This window comes from Salinibacter sp., assembly GCF_042218895.1.
In the GTDB taxonomy this organism is placed as follows: domain Bacteria; phylum Bacteroidota; class Rhodothermia; order Rhodothermales; family Salinibacteraceae; genus Salinibacter.
The window spans coordinates 60395-77796 of sequence record NZ_JBDGQQ010000020.1 but is presented as its reverse complement, the minus strand read 5'-3'; the positions used below and the strand labels follow the sequence as shown (position 1 = coordinate 77796).

The 17402-nt window shown below is 63.5% G+C and carries 16 protein-coding genes; 9 read left to right on the top strand and 7 right to left on the bottom strand.

Features of this window, described 5'->3' with window-relative positions; genetic code table 11:
* Positions 1–67 precede the first annotated feature (67 nt).
* The 4 genes from hemH (at position 68) to ABEL04_RS02325 (ending at position 4902) form a co-directional block, all read left to right on the top strand.
* Entirely contained in the window at positions 68–1375 is a 1308-nt protein-coding gene (hemH, locus tag ABEL04_RS02340) for a ferrochelatase (RefSeq protein ID WP_375800767.1), read from the top strand.
* Between the two features lie 74 nt (positions 1376–1449).
* Positions 1450–2061 carry a class I SAM-dependent methyltransferase gene (locus ABEL04_RS02335; RefSeq protein ID WP_375800766.1) on the top strand — a complete coding sequence of 204 codons (612 nt, stop codon included), beginning with the start codon at positions 1450–1452 and terminating at the stop codon, positions 2059–2061.
* A gap of 84 nt (positions 2062–2145) precedes the next feature.
* Entirely contained in the window at positions 2146–3459 is a 1314-nt protein-coding gene (gene hemL / locus ABEL04_RS02330; protein ID WP_375800765.1) for a glutamate-1-semialdehyde 2,1-aminomutase, read from the top strand.
* A 174-nt stretch (positions 3460–3633) separates the two neighbouring features.
* Positions 3634–4902, top strand: coding sequence for an MFS transporter (locus ABEL04_RS02325; RefSeq protein ID WP_375800764.1), 1269 nt, complete (start codon positions 3634–3636; stop codon positions 4900–4902).
* Between the two features lie 91 nt (positions 4903–4993).
* On the opposite strand, the gene ABEL04_RS02320 is transcribed toward ABEL04_RS02325, so the two are convergent.
* Positions 4994–5275: a hypothetical protein gene (locus ABEL04_RS02320; RefSeq protein ID WP_375800763.1), complete on the bottom strand. Its 282-nt coding sequence runs from the start codon at positions 5273–5275 to the stop codon at positions 4994–4996.
* A 226-nt stretch (positions 5276–5501) separates the two neighbouring features.
* Between ABEL04_RS02320 and ABEL04_RS02315 the strand changes: the two genes are divergently transcribed.
* The 3 genes from ABEL04_RS02315 to ABEL04_RS02305 all read left to right on the top strand — a co-directional run bounded on the left by ABEL04_RS02315 (position 5502) and on the right by ABEL04_RS02305 (position 7871).
* Positions 5502–6425 (top strand): universal stress protein, encoded by a 924-nt coding sequence (locus ABEL04_RS02315; protein ID WP_375800762.1) that lies wholly within the window; start codon positions 5502–5504, stop codon positions 6423–6425.
* Positions 6422–7411, top strand: a complete 990-nt coding sequence (locus tag ABEL04_RS02310; protein WP_375800761.1) for a universal stress protein — start codon at positions 6422–6424, stop codon at positions 7409–7411. Before ABEL04_RS02315 ends, ABEL04_RS02310 begins: the two co-directional genes overlap by 4 nt.
* Positions 7412–7481: 70 nt before the next feature.
* A complete protein-coding gene (locus tag ABEL04_RS02305) occupies positions 7482–7871 on the top strand; it encodes a hypothetical protein (RefSeq protein ID WP_375800760.1) in 390 nt (129 codons plus the stop codon).
* A gap of 91 nt (positions 7872–7962) precedes the next feature.
* Here ABEL04_RS02305 and pyrF read toward each other — a convergent pair whose 3' ends face one another.
* Positions 7963–8784 (bottom strand): orotidine-5'-phosphate decarboxylase, encoded by an 822-nt coding sequence (gene pyrF / locus ABEL04_RS02300; RefSeq protein ID WP_375800759.1) that lies wholly within the window; start codon positions 8782–8784, stop codon positions 7963–7965.
* A gap of 366 nt (positions 8785–9150) precedes the next feature.
* Between pyrF and ABEL04_RS02295 the strand changes: the two genes are divergently transcribed.
* Positions 9151–11253, top strand: a complete 2103-nt coding sequence (locus ABEL04_RS02295) for an acyl-CoA dehydrogenase family protein (protein ID WP_375800758.1) — start codon at positions 9151–9153, stop codon at positions 11251–11253.
* A gap of 237 nt (positions 11254–11490) precedes the next feature.
* Positions 11491–12636 carry a cyclopropane fatty acyl phospholipid synthase gene (gene cfa / locus ABEL04_RS02290; protein WP_375800757.1) on the top strand — a complete coding sequence of 382 codons (1146 nt, stop codon included), beginning with the start codon at positions 11491–11493 and terminating at the stop codon, positions 12634–12636.
* 68 nt (positions 12637–12704) lie between these two features.
* On the opposite strand, the gene serS is transcribed toward cfa, so the two are convergent.
* From serS to ABEL04_RS02265, 5 genes are all read right to left on the bottom strand, one after another.
* Positions 12705–13982 carry a serine--tRNA ligase gene (gene serS, locus ABEL04_RS02285; protein ID WP_375800756.1) on the bottom strand — a complete coding sequence of 426 codons (1278 nt, stop codon included), beginning with the start codon at positions 13980–13982 and terminating at the stop codon, positions 12705–12707.
* Between the two features lie 56 nt (positions 13983–14038).
* Positions 14039–14959: a dTDP-4-dehydrorhamnose reductase gene (gene rfbD / locus ABEL04_RS02280; protein ID WP_375800755.1), complete on the bottom strand. Its 921-nt coding sequence runs from the start codon at positions 14957–14959 to the stop codon at positions 14039–14041.
* Between the two features lie 37 nt (positions 14960–14996).
* Positions 14997–15368, bottom strand: a complete 372-nt coding sequence (locus ABEL04_RS02275) for an RNA polymerase subunit sigma-54 (protein ID WP_375800754.1) — start codon at positions 15366–15368, stop codon at positions 14997–14999.
* Between the two features lie 133 nt (positions 15369–15501).
* On the bottom strand, positions 15502–16056 hold the full coding sequence (locus ABEL04_RS02270) for an acyl-CoA thioesterase (RefSeq protein WP_375800753.1): 555 nt from the start codon (positions 16054–16056) through the stop codon (positions 15502–15504).
* Between the two features lie 42 nt (positions 16057–16098).
* Positions 16099–17379 carry an asparagine synthetase B gene (locus ABEL04_RS02265; protein ID WP_375800752.1) on the bottom strand — a complete coding sequence of 427 codons (1281 nt, stop codon included), beginning with the start codon at positions 17377–17379 and terminating at the stop codon, positions 16099–16101.
* Positions 17380–17402 lie beyond the last annotated feature (23 nt).

The following is a 17402-nucleotide window of genomic DNA, read 5'->3' as shown; positions in this document are numbered from 1 at the left end:
GGGGACGCGCACAAGCTTTTGAGCATCACCTCGGACTCCTGGATTGCCCCCGGAACACCTCTCGTCCATGGATCCCCTCGACTTCCTCCGTGCGTACGATCCCGACCAGCGAGTCCTCAGCGGGAACCTTTCCCCCTCTGCCCTCGACGTCGAGGAGGGGGATCGGGTCGGCATCGTCCTCTTCAATCTCGGAGGACCCAAGACGCTCGACGATGTCGAGTCCTTTCTCTATAACATGCTCATGGACCCGGCCCTCCTCGACCTCCCGGTGGGAGGACGGGTACGGCACTGGCTCGCCAAGCTCGGCGCTCGCGTCCGCGCCGAGACGCTCCGAGAGCACTACGAAGCGATCGGCGGCGGATCTCCGCTAACGCGCCTCACGGCGGAACAGGCCCGGAGCCTCCAGCGCCATCTCAACGAGCGCTACGGGAACCCAACGGGGGTCGACTTCCAGACCTACAGGGCGATGCGGTACTGGCACCCCTCCAGCCGGGAGGCAGCCCGACAGATGGCGGCCAACGAGATCGACAAGGTCGTCTTGCTCCCGCTCTATCCACAGTACTCCAGGGCCACAACGGGGTCTTCGCTGTCGTACTGGCGAACCCTGGAGGAAGAGGGGACCATTCCGTCGTGGCCCACCACCACGGTGCCGGAGTACGCCGCGAACCCGAAATACGTGCAGGCGGTGTCCGAGCGCATCGACGAAGCGCTCCAGCGCTTTCCCGAAGGCCTTCGGGAGGACGCTGCCCTGGTGTTCAGCGCCCACGGCACCCCCTTCACGGGAATGGGCAGGCGGTCGGATCCGTACTGCTGCCTCGTCCACTCGACCGTGGAGCAGGTAATGAACTACCGGGACGAAAACCGGCCCCATCACACTGCCTTCCAGAGCCTCATCGGGCCGAGCTACTGGCTTACCCCCTCCACCGCAAGCACGGTCCGCTCGCTTGCCGACCGCGGACACCGAGCAGTGCTGGTGGTCCCCATTTCGTTTGTCACCGACCACGTGAACACGAGCTACGAACTTGACATCGAACTCCGCGAGGACGCGGACGCGCACGGCATTGCTCACTACGAGGTTACCGCGGGGCTCAACACGCATCCTCTCTTTATCGAGGCGCTCGGGGAGGCCGCCGTGGCGCAACTGGAGCTCCCTCTCGACGTCAATCAGCTTCGTTTTGAGGGGGACGGCCTGTCGCAGCCCTATCCGCTCCGGCCCCTCGACGAGCTCCTTCGCCACAGCCTGGGTCAGGGGACGGCCCGATGCCCGAGTTGTGGAGGGCGCACCGGAGCGCGGCGATGGACCGGCCCCGAAGCCTCCCCGGACCCCAATCCCTCGCCGGAGCACCCCGCCAAGCACGACGACTCGGCTGATTAGGCCCTCCATGGGCGGGGTCGCCACCGGCGTTCTCGACGAGCGCGTTAACGTCTGCTCAATCCCCAGACTGTTCCATGAGCATCCGGCAACCGCTGGAGGCACCGTCGGACCAGTTGCTCCGAACCCTGGCTTCCGTGCCCGTGTCGAGCCCCATCCTGGATCTCGGGTGCGGAACCGGGGAGCACACGGAGGCGCTCCTGCGGCTCGGGTTTCCCGTTCACGCCTGCGATCCCCGCCCGGACGCCGTCCGGAAGACTCGCGCCCGCGTTCGCAACCTAGTGGACGAGGAAACCGCCGAGTCGTGCGTCCAAAAGATTGCACTCGACGCGCTCGACGAGTTGGACGCGACGTTCGACTGGATCGTTGCGTTCCAGACGGCCCTGCTCATCGACTCGAAAGCTGACCTGCGTTCGCTCTTGGAAACAGGTCATTCTCTGCTTGAGCCCGGAGGATGGCTGTACCTGACCGTCCCGGCCCCGCGGTCGGAGGCGGAAGGGCAGAGTGCCGCTGAGGGAGCCCGTTCGGCCTTCGACGATGTTGGAATTCGCCTTCCGCCCTCGGATCTAGAGGCCTCCCGTCTAGATACACCTCTAGTGGAGTCTCGCCCTCCATCCCGCGTGGAAGAACACGGCGAGACCCGGATTCACGCTATTTACCGGCGGGTGAGGGCGCAGGCCCCCTCGTAGAACACGAAGTGCCTGATGCTCCGGGAGCGCCCCCTCTCCCGACCGGCCAAGAGTGATACGTGTCAGAAATCGACTGCTTAGGCCATGGAAGTTGCCCCTTCTGAGCTTGCCCTCGACAACAGCCGGCGTTTCTACGAGCGCGCCCAGCACTCCATTCCGGGAGGGGTAAACTCTCCGGCCCGTGCGTTCGACAGCGTGGGGGGAACCCCGCTTTTCATCGAGGAGGCTGAGGGGGCGTACCTGGAAGATGCCGACGGGAACCGCTATCTCGACTACGTCGGCTCATGGGGCCCCATGATTTTTGGTCACTCCCACCCCGACGTCGTGGACGCCGTTCAGGAACAGGCGGAGGCGTCCACGTCCTTCGGAGCCCCGACAGAGATTGAGATCGAGGTGGCCGAGCTTGTTTGCGACCTCGTCCCGTCCGTCGAAAAGGTGCGGATGGTGAACTCCGGCACCGAGGCCACGATGAGCGCCGCTCGGTTGGCACGGGGCTACACAGGACGCGACAAAATCATCAAGTTCGAGGGCAACTACCACGGGCATGGCGATTTCTTTCTCATCGCCGCGGGGAGTGGCGCCATGACCCTCAGCGAGCCGGATTCGCCCGGCGTGACGGAGGGAAACGCGAAGGACACACTTCTCGCCCGGTACAACGACATCGACCACGTCCAGCGCCTCGTGGACGCCAATCAGGGCGAGGTGGCCTGCATCATCGTAGAGCCGATTGCGGGCAACATGGGGTGCATTCCTCCGGAGCCTGGATTCCTGGAGGGGCTGCGCGAGCTGTGCGACGCCCACGACATCGTTCTGATTTTCGACGAGGTCATGACCGGCTTCCGGGTGGCACCGGGAGGCGCTCAGGAACGGTACGGCGTGGCCCCCGACCTTACGTGCCTCGGCAAAATTATTGGGGGAGGCCTGCCGGTTGGGGCCTATGGTGGACGGCAGGAGATCATGGACTACGTGTCCCCAACCGGACCGGTTTACCAGGCCGGAACGCTGAGTGGAAACCCCCTGGCCATGCGCGCGGGCCATGCCATCCTGTCGAAAATCGCTGACGAGAAGGATCGCATCTACAGCGAGCTCGAAGACTACGCCGACGCCTTCCAGCGCGGGACTGAGCGTAACCTCGAGGCCCTCGGGCTCAACTACACCACGCATCAGGTGGGGGCGATGGGCAGCCTGTTTTTCACCGACGAGCGCGTCGTGGATCAGGACTCGGCCAAGGCGTCGGACACGGACCGGTACGCGGCCTACTTCCACGCCATGCTGGAGGAAGGCATTTACCTGCCTCCGTCTCAGTTCGAGGCCATCTTCTTTGGCACCAGCCACGGACAGGCGGAGCTCGAGGAGACGCTCAAGGCCCAGCGTCGCGCTCTCGATCACATCCACTGAGACCCCGACGAGTCCCGAAAATCGGCGCGGCAGACGGATCCGGCCCCCGCTTGCACAGCTACTGAGCGCCCAAAGTAGCAGCGGTCCATTCTAGACAGCGCGGGGCCGCGCCGTCGCGATGACCGGGACTTGGTGTACCGGTGCTCTCCACTTCTCCGTCCACTTCCTCAACTCATGGACGCTGACTCTTCCTCTGGACTGCTCTTCGGCGTAGATCGTCGGGTATTGGCCCTCGCCGTCGCCCGCATGGCGGACGCGGTCGGGAATTCCTTTCTCATCATCGTGTTGCCGCTCTATGTCGCGAGCGAGGCAGTGGGCGGCCGTGTCTTCGGAATTCCCTCCTCGATGGTCGCGGGGACGGTGCTCGCCCTGTTCGGCGTCGCGAGCAGCCTCGCCCAGCCGTTGGCGGGGCGGTTTTCGGATCGGCTTGGACGGCGAAAAATTCTTGTGCTCGTCGGCCTCGTGGCGTTTGGGGCCATCAACCTCACCTTCGCGGCCGCCACGGCGTACTGGCACCTGTTCGTGCTGCGCATACTCCAGGGCCTCGCGGCGGCCTTTACCATCACCGCGAGCATCGCCATCGTGAACGAGATGAGCGGTCCCGAGAGCCGGGGAGGCAACATGGGCGTCTACAACTCCTTTCGGCTCATTGGTTTTGGGTCCGGGCCGCTCCTGGCCAGCATTCTACTGGAGACGGGCCCGTTCTCCTTCCCGGGAGGACTGGAAGTGACGGGGTTCGAGGCGACCTTCGGCGTCGCTGGCGGCACCGCACTTCTTGGGGCGCTGCTCGTCGGCTGGCTGGTCCAGGATCCGGAGGGGACGAGTCCGGCCCCTCGACGGCTGGCGCTGCGAGTTTGGGATCGGTCGGGGCAGGGATGGGCGCTGGACACCATCTTTGCGCTCGGCCTGGCTACGTTTGTGATGGCGACCTGCATGGCACTGCTCTCTGCCATCGAGCCGGCCGTCAACACCCGACTAGAGCAGGGGCCGGTCCTCTTCTCGGTTGAGTTCGTTGCCCTCATCGCGACTCTGGCGGCCTTTCAGCCGGTGGTGGGCCGGGCCAGCGACCGGCTCGGGCGCAAGCCGTTTATCCTCATCGGGCTCCTTGGGCTCGTTCCGACGACCGTTGTGCAAGGGCTTGTAGGGGCGCCCTGGGAGATGATCACGGTGCGGGCCCTGCAGGGCGTCGCGGGCGCACTGGTCTTCGCGCCGGCTCTCGCCCTGGCGGGCGACCACACGGTGCGGGGACAGTCGGGGGCTCAGCTCTCTGTGCTCACCGTCGCCTTCGGGCTTGGAATCGCCATGGGACAACTCACCGCGGGCTTTTTCGTGCAGTTTGGCTTCGTCGTCCCGTTTGCGATCGGGGGCGGGCTTGCGGCGGCGGGGGCCGGTCTGGTGCTTACCCAGGTGGAGGAGCGTGAACGCACGGCGGAGGCGGCGTAGCCGGCCGGCCATTCAGCCCCAAACAGAACGCCCGCTCTGAACCAGGCACGATCCAGAGCGGGCGGACGGAGGACTGTGCAATGCCTGCAATTCAGGCCTGTTCGCCATCCTCTACCTCTAGGAGGAGATCTTTCAGTTTCTCAAACTCGTCGCGCTCAAAGGAGAGGCTGTACTTGCCAGGCTCGTCGTCGTCCCCCACTTCGGTGAGAGGCTCAACATCGGAGGACTGAACGATATCGATGAAGACATCCGGTTCCATTTCGAACGCCCCGGCAAAATCCTCGGCCGTGGCGGCGTAAATGCCGCCGTACGACTTGATTTCACCAGTTGAAAAGTCTTCAGCGTCTTGGGGCTTGAAGCTTACTCCACGCATGTTGGATGGGGGGTTGATTGGCGTGTTCGACCGACGTAACGTTATAGATGGATAACATCTCTGAAAGTTCCCCCTTCTCACGTGCCAGCGAACAAGTCGGGGAGGGGCGATGGGCCGAGAGCCCGACGATCACAGATCGGAGATTTGCTAGGAAGGAAACGATTCGTATCTTACAGTCGGTGCCCTCTACACTGAATTGCCTGGGTCGTCACCCCCCTTCTCTGCCATGCTTAACATTCGTCGCATCCTCTGGCCGACCGATCTAACGGACCAGGCCGAGCGGGCCTTCCCCCACGCTGCAACTCTCGCAGCCTGGCACGACGCTGACCTCCACATCCTCAACGTCGTGGAGAAGGGAACGGGCAAATCGGCCGGGACGAAGGAGACGTTTCCGGTCCCTGAGGCCACGCTCACCGGCTTCCTGCGAAGACACGAGGCGCCCCCACAGTCGGTGAATCTTGAGGCGCTTACAGTAGTGCAGGACCAGGAACGCGGGGAATCTCCGCCGGATGCCATTACGGCGTACGTAGACGGTCACGACATCGACCTTGTCGTGATGGGAACGCACGGCCGTCGGGGGCTGCGGCATTTGTTCATCGGGAGCGTAGCCGAGGGAGTGGTTCGACGGGCCTCGTGCCCCGTTCTCACAGTGCGCGAAGGGAGTGAGCTCGCCCCCGCCTGGAGAATCCGCAACATTCTCGTGCCCGTTGACTTCTCGGAGGCGTCGCTGGAGGCACTCCGCCACGCCAAGGAACTTGCGCTAACCTACGGGGCGCAGATCACGCTGCTCCACGTGGTGGAAGAAGTGGTCTACCCCTCGGCGTACGGGCTGGATCCCGTGAATCTGCCGGGGGCGGAGGTGGTGACGCGGGTGGAAGAGAACCTCGCCGAAATCGCACGCGATGAAATCGGATACGAGCACGTCGAAGTAGAGGCAAACGTAGGGTATGCCCCTTCCTCCATCCATGACTACGCCGAAACGAATGACGCCGACCTCATCACCATTGCGACCCATGGCCGGACCGGGCTCGAACGAATGCTTCTGGGGAGTGTGGCGGAACGTGTGGTGCGACAGGCCCCAACACCAGTCTTTGTCGTGAAGTCCTTCGGCAAGTCGCTTCTGCCTCCCTCGGCCGAGGCGAGTTCGTGAGCGACCGTCCCCTCACGCTCTACGAACGAATTTCCTCCCCGCCCCCCATGACCGTTCGTCGTGTTCTCGTCCCCACCGACTTTTCTGAAAGTGCCGACGTGGCACTCGCCCACGCCCTCCGCCTGGCCGATCGGTTCGACGCGTCACTGCACCTTCTTCACGTCGTCAGTGAACTCAACGCTGCCTTCTACGGCCTCGCCGACACAGAGGACCGAGCTGCCGCGGGGCTGGAGGCACAGATCCGGTCGGAGGCGCAGGAGCGGCTCTCCGAGATCGCCCCTGACAGGTCGTCCTCCGACGTTCAGAGTACCGTCGTTCAGCGGCCGAACCTCGACGAAACCGACGCGGTCCTGGAGTACGTGACCGAGCACGCCGTCGACCTCGTCGTGATGGGCACCCACGGCCGACGAGGCATCAGCCGTCTCATGCTGGGGAGCGTCTCAAACAAGGTCATTCGACGGGCCCCATGCCCGGTCCTGACAGTCCAGGCTGGGGAAGAGACGGTGGGGGCCTCAGACGCCGTGCGCTACCAAAATATCCTCGCTCCTGTCGACTTTTCGGAGCACTCCCGGAGATCCCTTCGCCTATCCAAGGAAATTGCAGCCCGGTCCGGAGCGCACCTGCATCTCATGTTTGTCGCCGAAAAGCAGGTTGTGCCGACGTTTAGCGACACGGGCCTGCCGGGAATCAACGTCGTGGAAATGGACCCCGAGATTGTAGAGAACGCCCAAGACGCTCTGGAGGAGCTGAACGAAGAGGTCGGAGGTCCAGACGTTGAGAGCTCATGCCACGTGGAGACCGGAAGCGTGGTGGAGAACATCATCGAGTTTGCGGACGCGAAGGAGGTGGATCTCATCGCGATGGCGACGCGGGGGCTTACCAACATCACTCGCTTCGTGCTCGGAACCAATACCGAGCGCACGGTTCGTGCGGCCCCGTGTCCGGTACTGACGGTGCCCGCCAGCTCGGCGCCCGACGACGAGTAGCACTTTCGGGCACGACGTTTGTGCGTTCCGAACACCCGTTCTCTACCCCACAATCGACCCCTACTGGCTTATGCTCGCCGACGACACTATTGAAGAACTGGAGGATGCCGTCCGCGCCTGCGACGAGGCGCGGACCGCGCTGGTCGAGGCCCTCGACGCAGCCGACGCGCGCGGCGGCGGCGCTGCGTCTGAGCCGTCTGCACTGGAGCCCGTCGGCACTGCTCTGAAGGAGTGGCGAGACGCTCAGCAGCAGTTCATGGCGCTCGTAGACGCGTCGGGTGTGCCTGACCCATCGACCGCCGCCCTGCTCCTCAAGACCAACCACGGAATCGACGCGTCGAATGCGCGGTGCGGCATTCCCGGAACGGACGTAGACGGGGCCGATCAGCCGTTCCCGCTCGACCTCGCAGGCTCGCAGGGGATGGTGCTCACCCAGGCGGCGACGACACATCTCTCCTGACCCTCAACGAGCGCCAAACGGCGCGGCCACTTTGAGGAGCGGTTGAAGGACTGATCGGGACAACCCGGAGGCATCCCGGTTCAGGCGGGAACTACGTGCGGAGGGCATCTCGCAGTGATTGTGCTGCGTCGGCCGCCGCCTCGGCGTAGTCGGGGCCGTCCGAGGCGTAGAGGATGCTACGGCTCGAATTCACGAGCACAGCCCCGTTCTCGCTCGTCGCCGCGTCCATCACCGCTGCGGGCGAGCCCCCCTGGGCCCCCACGCCTGGCACGAGGAAGGGGAGCGTGGGGGCATCAGCGCGGAGTTTGGCCAGAGCGTCTGGGGCGGTCGCCCCTACCACGAGTCCCACCTCGCCATCGCCGTCATTCGCCCACTCGCCCGCCGTCCGCGCAACGTGCCGGTAGAGCGGAGTCCCGTCGCACGTGCACGCCTCCTGCACGTCCGCGGCTCCGTCGTTCGACGTTCGCGTGAGCACCAGCGTGCACGTTCCGTCGTGTTCGAGAAAGGGGGCCACGCTGTCCCGGCCCAGGTACGGGGAGACGGTACAGGCGTCAAAGTCGAAATTCTCGTAGATCGACCGGGCGTAAAAGCGGGCCGAGTGCCCGATGTCGCCCCGCTTGGCGTCGGCTACCAGGAGGCAATCGTCCGGAATCGTCGTCACCACCTGGTCCAGAACCGTCAGGCCCGCCGGCCCGAGGGCCTCAAAGAACGCAAAGTTGGGCTTGAACGCACAGGCGTAGGGGGCCGTCGCCTCCACGATCGACGCGCAGAAGGCCCGAACCGCATCGGTCTGAAGGCGACCGTCCCGCAGGAGAGCCGGAAGGCGGGACGGCACAGGATCCAGGCCCACGCAGACCGCCGTGTCCTTCTCGGACTGGATGCGCTGGAGACGAGTGGAAAACGAGGTAGACATGGCAGAGCAACGACGGGAGCGATTAAAACGTGTGCACCAGAACGTAAAAGCAACTGCGGGCGAGCGCAATCGGACGTGGGTGAAACGGTTGTCCGATCCGGGGCACGAAGAAACCCGGTCCCCGAAAAGCACGGCGGGAAAGAGCAGAGAATTCCGGGAGGACGGCGTTCGTCCGAGGAACCGACCTCCCCGTAGCGCTTTACAGAATACTACTGGTCTCGGAAGCCCTTCCATCCCGACGACCAGGCTGCGCACCTCCGCTTCGTACGGCTCGGCAGGGGGGCGATTGGTCCCTCCGGCGTCTCTCGCCTTTTCAGGTGACGGTGCGCATCGCAACTCCGTCCACTCTAACGAACCGTTGACGCCATGGCAGAAGGTCTCAGTGACATCAAGGGGGTTTCGAAGGAAGACCAGAAGATGATCGAAAACATTGAGTCGATGTTCGGCCCCCAGCCGAAGGACATGGGCTTCATCAAGAACGCGTTCTGGGGACGATTCCGCGAAGACCTTCTCTTTCCGTACCCCCAGGAAGGCGACGAGGAGCGCGAAAAGTGTGACGCCCTTCTGGCGGAGCTCGAAGAGTTCCTCGAGCACGAGCATCCGCGGGTGAAAATCGACCAGGAGCAGTACATTCCCGAGTGGGTCATCGACCGCCTGTTCGACATGGGCGTGATGGGCATGATCATTCCGGAGGAATACGGCGGGCTCGGCCTTGGGGTCACCAGCTACAACCGCGTGCTGGAACTCATTGGTCGCTACTGCGCCTCCACCGCCGTACTGGTGTCGGCTCATCAGTCGATTGGCTGTAAGGCCATCGTGATGTTCGGCACCGAGGAGCAGAAGGAAGAATACCTGCCGACAGTGGCCCAGGAGGAGTTGAGTGCCTTCTGTCTCTCCGAGCCGGACGTGGGGTCCGACGCCGCCGCTCAGGAATCCTTCTCGGTACGGACGGAAGACGGGGACTACATCCTGAACGGGGAGAAAAAGTGGTCCACCTCGGGCGCCATGAGCGCCGTGTTCACCGTGATGTGCAAGAACATGGTCCCCGATCCCGAGACCGGTGAACTGGAGCAGCAGGGCGTCAATGCGCTCATCGTGACCCCGGACATGGAAGGCGTTGAGGTCTTTGAGAACAACCGCGCCAAGGCCGGCATCCGGGGCACGTGGCAGGCCCGCTTCCGCTTCAACGATGTGCGCGTGCCGAAAGAAAACGTGCTCCACGAGGAGGGGGCCGGGCTCAAAGTGGCGCTTTCCTGCCTCAACTACGGCCGCTGCACGCTCAGTGCCGGCGTGACCGGTGCCGCCAAGGCGGCCCGAGAGCAGAGCATCAAGTGGGCACAGACGCGCTACCAGTTTGAGCGGCCGCTGGCCGACTTTGAGCTCGTCCAGCAGAAGATCGCCCGGATGTCGGCAGTGACCTACGCGATGGACGCGATGCTCTACATGATGACGGGACTGCTCGACCGGGGAGAGACCGACATCATGGTAGAGACGGCGATCACGAAGGTGTTCTGCTCGGAGTTCGGCTGGAAGGTCATCGACGAGGCGATGCAGATCATGGGCGGGGAAGGATACATGACCGAGCACGAGCTCGAACGGGCCTGGCGCGACAACCGCATCCACAGCATCGTGGAGGGGTCGAACGAGGTCATGCAGTCGTTCATCTTCGCCTACGGGGGCAAGCAGCTCGCCGAGAAACTGGTCTCAATCCAGGAGGCCTTGCTGTGGGATAGCGACGAGTCGGTTGGCGATAACCTGTCGCGCATTCTGAAGGCCGCCACGACGCCTGCCGTCCTGAAGAAGGCTGTTCCGCTGGGGGCGCAGCTGTTCCTCGGGCTGAAGCCGAGCGCGCCGGAGCTCCGGAGCGTCCACCCCGCGCTCCAGGAGCAGGCCGACACGCTGGCGAGCCTCGTCCAGAAGCACTCGCACTACTTCAAGCTTGTGAGCAAGTGGGAGCGCGAGGACGTGGTGAAGCACCAGGCCCAGCAGGCCCGCGTGGCGAACAACGCCATCTACATTTTTGCACTTTCGGCCTCGCTCGCGAAGATGGACGATCAGCTTCGATCCGGCGAGTACGGCCCCGAGTTCGAGCGCGACCGCGCCGCATTCGAGTACCTCTTCGAGTGGTTCAAGCGCAAGATCCATCAGAACTTCGGCGAGATGCGCGACAACGCCGACGAGAGCATGCGCGAAGCCGCCGAGGCCGCCCGGGCCTACAACGACACCCTCCCGAACGAAGACTTCTATATCCACGAGGGCAGTCCGCTGGGGCGCGACGTCGGGAAAGAGCCGCCACAAGAGCACATCCCGCAGTTTGACGGGGAAGGAGAGGATCCCCGAGACGTAGACCGTCAGCCGGGAGAGACATACGACCTCGATCTTGAGGAGATGACCGAAGAAATGGGTGAGCCAGCCGAGCGGGGGAACGGCGCCCCGGAAGAGCCGGCCCCGGCCTCGGACGATACCTGAGTTCCTGGTCCCGTTCGAATGTTCTCTTGCGCAGCCCGGAGACTACTTGGTCGCTTCACTCCCAGCGCAGCGTCAGACTTAACCTCTGGCGCTGCGCTTTTTTATTGCGTCCGCGGGACAAAAGTCTCCCACATTCTCCATGTCGTTTTCCCCACACATGATGGGTTGGAAAATTCTGACCCTAACGTTTTCTTTACCCCAGTGCGAAGTCGAAGGAGAACAGATCCCTCGTTCGCCATGGCTCCAACGACCGTCTCTGATGCAACAACCACCGACGCGCAAGAGACCCTCCAGGCGTTGCTCCGGGAGGTGGATGTCCAAATCAACGGGGACCGTCCGTGGGATCCGCAGGTCCACGACGATCGGCTCTATCGGCGCGCGCTGTCCGGCGGCTCCCTCGCAGCCGGAGAGGCCTACATGGATGGCTGGTGGGACTGCGAAGCCCTCGATCAGCTGTTCTATCGGATCCTCCGCGCTCGTCTCGACCAGGAGTTCGGGTGGTCCTGGCGCCAGCTCTGGAACGTCGTCAAGGCCTTCGTGCTCAACCTTCAGAACTCGTCCCGCGCGTACGAGGTGGGCGAAGAGCACTACGATCGGGGCAACGACCTCTTCCAGCGCATGCTCGACGACCGCATGGTCTACAGCTGCGGGTATTGGCGCCGCGCCGAGACCCTCGACGAGGCGCAGGAGGCCAAACTCGACCTCATCTGTCGAAAGCTTCGGCTAGAGCCGGGCATGCGGGTGCTCGACATCGGGTGCGGATGGGGCAGCTTTGCCCAGTACGCCGCGGAAGAGTACGGTGTCGAGGTCGTCGGGGTGACCATTTCGGAGGAGCAGGTCGATCTGGCCCGTGAGCGGTGTGCCGACCTGCCGGTCGAGATCCGGCTTCAGGACTACCGGGAGGTGGAGGCGTCCTTCGATCGCGTCGTCTCCATTGGCATGTTCGAGCACGTGGGGCACAAGAACCACCGCACCTACATGGAGACGGTGCGCCGGTGCCTGAGGGAGGGAGGACTCTCGATGCTCCACACCATCGGCAACGCCGAGTCGAGTCCCGTAACGGATCCCTGGATCGAGAAGTACATCTTTCCAAATGGGCTCATCCCATCGACCCGCCAGATTGCCCGTGCCGCCGAGGACCTGTTCGTGATCGAAGACTGGCACAACTTCGGGCCCGACTACGACCGGACCCTCATGGCGTGGGCCGAGAACTTCGAGTCGAGCTGGGACGCCTTGTCGGAGCGGTACAGCGACCGGTTTTACCGCATGTGGCGGTACTACCTGTACCAGTGTGCCGGGGCGTTCCGGGCCCGGCGAAATCAGCTCTGGCAGATCGTCCTGTCGCCGGAGGGAGTAGAGGACCGGTACGTGAGCGTCCGGTAGAAGGCGTCCCGGCAGGCGTGCGCAGGCCGGGCACGTGGGCAATCTCGGAGGACCCAGGGCAACCCGTGTCACTCGATTCGCTCGAACCCGGTGTAGGGGTGGAGCGCCTCCGGGAGCTCGATACTGCCGTCCGACTGCTGGTTGTTCTCGAGGAGCGCCGCTACGATGCGGGGAAAGGCCAGCCCACTCCCGTTAAGCGTGTGAACGAGCTCGGGCTTGGCCTCGGGCTCTGGCCGGTACCGGATCTGCATCCGGCGCGCCTGGAAATCTTCGAAGTTCGAGACCGAGGAAACCTCGAGCCAGCGTTCCTGCGCCGCGCTCCACACCTCGAGGTCGTACTTCTTGGCCTGCGTAAAGCCCATGTCTCCCGTGCACATGAGAAGCCGGCGGTACGGAAGTTCGAGTGCGTCGAGGGCACTCTCCGCGTCGGCGAGGAGCGAGTCGAGGGCCCGGTAGCTGTTGTCGGGGTGAACGACCCGTACGAGTTCTACCTTGTCGAACTCGTGCAGGCGGTTCAGGCCGCGGACGTCCGCGCCGTAGCTGCCCGCTTCGCGGCGCCAGCACGGAGAGTAGGCACAATACTGGAGAGGGAGATCGTCCGCCTCCAGTATCTCGCCGCGATGAAAGTTGGTGATGGGGACTTCGGACGTCGGGATGGGATAGAAATCGTCCCGGGGAATTTTGTACATCAAGTCGTCCTTGTCGGGGAGCTGCCCGGTGCCCTCTGCGCTATCGGGATTTACGAAGAGCGGCGCCTGCATTTCGGTGTAGCCCCGATCGCGGGCGCGGTCGAGGAAGAAGTTGAGGAGCGCGCGCTGGAGGCGGGCCCCGCGTCCCAGGTAGAAGGGGAAGCCGCTCCCGGTCACCTTCGCGCCGCGTTCCAGGTCCACGAGATCGTGCCGATCGGCGAGGTCCCAGTGGGGCGTTGGATCGAAGTCGAAAGAAGGCGGGTCGCCGAACGTCTCCACAACTTCGTTTTCGTCCTCCGTTTTGCCGACCGGCACGCTGGGGTGCGGGATGTTCGGAAGCTCCAGGACGTATTCGTCCTGCTGCTCTTCGGCCTCCTGCACCTGAGCCTTGAGCCGCTTAATTTTCTCTTTCAGCTGGCTCGTCTCGTCGATGATCGCCTCGGCCTCCTCGTCGTTCCCCTCTCGCTTGAGGGTCCCGATCTTCTGAGAGAGGTCATTTTGCCGGGCCTGGGCCTCCTGCAGCTCGGTGATGGCCGCCCGCCGCTCCTCGTCGATCTCCAGGAGCTCATCCACGAGGTCTGGAGAGCCCGTGTCTTTGGCGCGGATGGCCTCTTTCACGCGGCGAGGATGATTTCGGACAGTATCAAGGTCGAGCATGGAGCGCGTTGAGCCTACGTCGAGATGAGAAGTGATGAGCAAGCGCGGAAGAAACATCAGGGTGGGGAGGCACCGAGCCGCTCTTTCAGGTCCTGGAGTCCTTCTTCGAGGGAACGAGGGTCGTATTCCAGTTCCGTCTCGGCCTTGAGGATGATGAAACCGGTGCGCGACGGGCGCTCTACGGTGTCGTCGAAATAATCACTACTCACCGGCTCGATCAGGGAATCGTCGAGATCGAAGACCTCGGCCACCGTGCAGGCCAGTTCGTAGATTGACACGAGTTCGCGACCAGAGAGGTGGTAGATGCCCGTCTTCTCGAAATGGATGAGGCGCTCGATGCCCTCGGCGAGGTCGTCGACGTACGTCGGGGTCCGGTGCTGATCGTCGACGATGTGAAGGGGCTCGTGCTGGGAGAGCTGATCAACAATCCACAGTACGATGTTCGAGCGACTCAGGTCTTGCCCCGTGCCGTAGAGCAGGACGGTACGAACAATCGCCCAGTTTGAGCGCCCGGCCTCCCGAACAGCGTTCTCGCCCGCCAGCTTTGTCCGGCCGTAATAGTTTACGGGGTCGGGACGGGCAGTTTCGTCGTACGGCCCGCGCTTCCCGTTGAATACGAAGTCGGAGGACACCTGTACGAGGCGGGCGCCGGTCTCCCGGCACTGCTTGGCTAGGGTCTTCACGGCCCGGGCGTTCACGGCCCATGCCTCATTCCGATTCGTATCGCATGCCTCGACGTCAGACTTGGCCGCGCAGTTTACAACCACGTTCGGCGTGAAGTCCCGAAACACGGCGGCCACGTCGTCGGGCTGGGTCACGTCGAGAGGGGCGTAGCCGCACGATTCGTGGTCGAAGCGGGGGGCATCGTCCCGAGCAGTCGCCAAGACATCGTACTCCTGGGATTGAACCAGACGTCGAACCACAGCCTGGCCGAGGAGACCATTGGCTCCGGTGACGAGAACGCGATTGAACAGCATTGGAGCGGCGTGTGGGCGGGTACGTCCCTCAGTCGAGTCAGCGAAAGCGCACGTAGTAGCGGAGCCCGACGTTTCCGTCTAGAGAGGCCTCAGTGTTTGGAAAGAAGCGGAGGGTCGGTGTCACATGCAAGAAGACCTCGAACCGTTCAGCGTAAAAATTGAGTCCAGCCTCGGCACTGAGCCCGAACCGGACCCGTGGCGACCGGTCGAGCTGTTCGGCACCCAGGAGCGCCCCGGGTCCGAGGTAGAGATGAAGGGGAGAGTCTGGAAGGGGGGATTCCCAGAGGCGATGGATGCGGATGGCGACAAACTCGTCGGCATCGGTGGTGAGGATCCCATCGTACGCAAGAGGGCCCGGCCGGTACACCTTCACCACCGCTCCCCCTGGACGCCCGACCTGGAATCCCACGCCCGTAGCCCCTGGCTGTCGCTGGGCTGTTGCTGGGGCTGGGGCGAGGAGCCACGCACTGAGGAGGAGAATTCCGACGGAGAAGCATGGGGGGAACCTCTGCCCTCGGACTGACAAAAGTGATCCAGCCCAGCTATTCCACTGCATCCGTCGAGCGCTGTAAAGCAGTCAGCATGTCCTCCTTGAGGCTCGCTGCATCTTCGAGGTCCTTCCGTCCGGCGAGCACGAGACGGATGTCTCGCCGTTTGGCGGCTGCCTCGTGCCGCTCCCGCTCCTGGGGCGTCTGCGGGTCGATGTCCGGGACGGGAACGGGGGAGCCGTCCTCGTCCAGTGCCACGAAGGTGTAGAAGGCACGATTGCACTTCCGCCGCGTCTCCTGCAGGGGATTCTCGGCCCACACGTTGAGCTCGACCTCCATCGACGTCCGGAAGGCGCGGTTGACGTGGCCCTCGATAATGACAACCTCTCCTTCTTCGATGGCCGACTGGAACTCCACGTTGTCGACCGACGCGGTGACGCAGACCCGATGGGCGTGTCGCTGAGCAGAAATGGCCGCGCACTTGTCCATGAGGTGCAGGAGCCGGCCCCCCATCATGTTTCCGAGACCGTTCGTGTCGTTGGGGAGCACAATCTCAGTCGTCTTGCACCGCGAGTCTGCAACCGGCTTGACGGACGGAGGATCGGCCATGGAGGTCGGGTGTGGGGGATCGGACTTCGCTGAGACGAAGCGTCAGGTCTTCTGCTTTTTCTTCTTCGCGGCGGGAAACAGGATGTTGTTAAGGATGAGCCGGTAGCCGGGCGAGTTCGGGTGGAGGGACAAATCCGTGGGGGGGTCGCCCACAAAGTGCTGGTAGTCTTCCGGGTCGTGTCCGGCGTAGAACGTGAAGGTGCCCCGCCCCAAGGTCCCGTGGATGTACCGCACCTGCGGGCGGTCGGGGGCCTCCCCGAGAACGACCACGTCCTCCTTAATCATGTCTTCCCTGTAGGCGGTCGTCTGGCCGACAAATCCTTTTACTGTCGCCACGTGGTTCTGAGTGAGCATGGTGGGCACAGGATCCCACTTCGCGCTGAACTCGAAGAGCGTGAAGTAGTCGAGCGAGGGATCCCGGATTCGCTTCGGGGGTGGACCGACATCGAGGTTGGAATGGGAATATTCGCGGGCCTTCAGGTTTGGGGTAAAGTCGCGAAAGGCAAACGTATTGCTGTAGTCGAGCTTCTGCAGAGCGTTCGGGTCCACCGGATCCCCATCGTATGCCTTGGGAACAATGTCGGTCTTGTGGGCGGCCAGGGCAATGTCCAGCGTCTCGGTGCCGGAGCACATCGAAAATAGGAAGCCGCCCTGCTTGACGTATTTCTGGATGCGCTCGGCGACGGCCAGCTTGAGTTCGCTGACCTTCTCGAACCCGAACTTCTTAGCGGCTGCGCGGGCCTTTTTTTGCTTCTGGATGTACCATGGCTCGTTCCGGTACCGAATGAATTTCCCAAACTGGCCGGTAAAGTCCTCATGGTGCAAGTGCAGCCAGTCGTAGGAGGACAACTTCCCGTCGAGCACCTCCTCGTCGTAAATCACGTCGTGGGGAACTTCCGCGTACTTCAGCGCAAGCCGAACGGCGTCGTCCCACGGGACGGCCCCGTCGGGCGCGTACACGGCAATCTTGGGGGCCTTCTCGAGCGGAACCACCGACATGTTGCTCCCCTCAGACTCCACCTTCGAGATAATCTCGGCTTTCTGCCCCCCACCTACGGTCTGGAACGAAACGCCTCGCGCGCGCAGTTCGCGCTTCACGGGGTCGGAGGCCTCGGTGAGAAACGAGCCGCCCCGATAGTTGAGGAGCCAGTCCACGGTCTGGCCTTTCTGAAGCGTCGCGTACACGGCGCCGTACGCCTTAAGGTGATCGCTCTGCTTCTCGTCCATGGGAATGAGGAGGTCCTGAGCCTGGGCGGAGAGCCCCGTGGCGGGCACGACCAGGAGGAGAGCCAGAAGAGATAGAACGGTGGTACGGAGGCGCATATCAGGCATTCTGTGGTGTAATG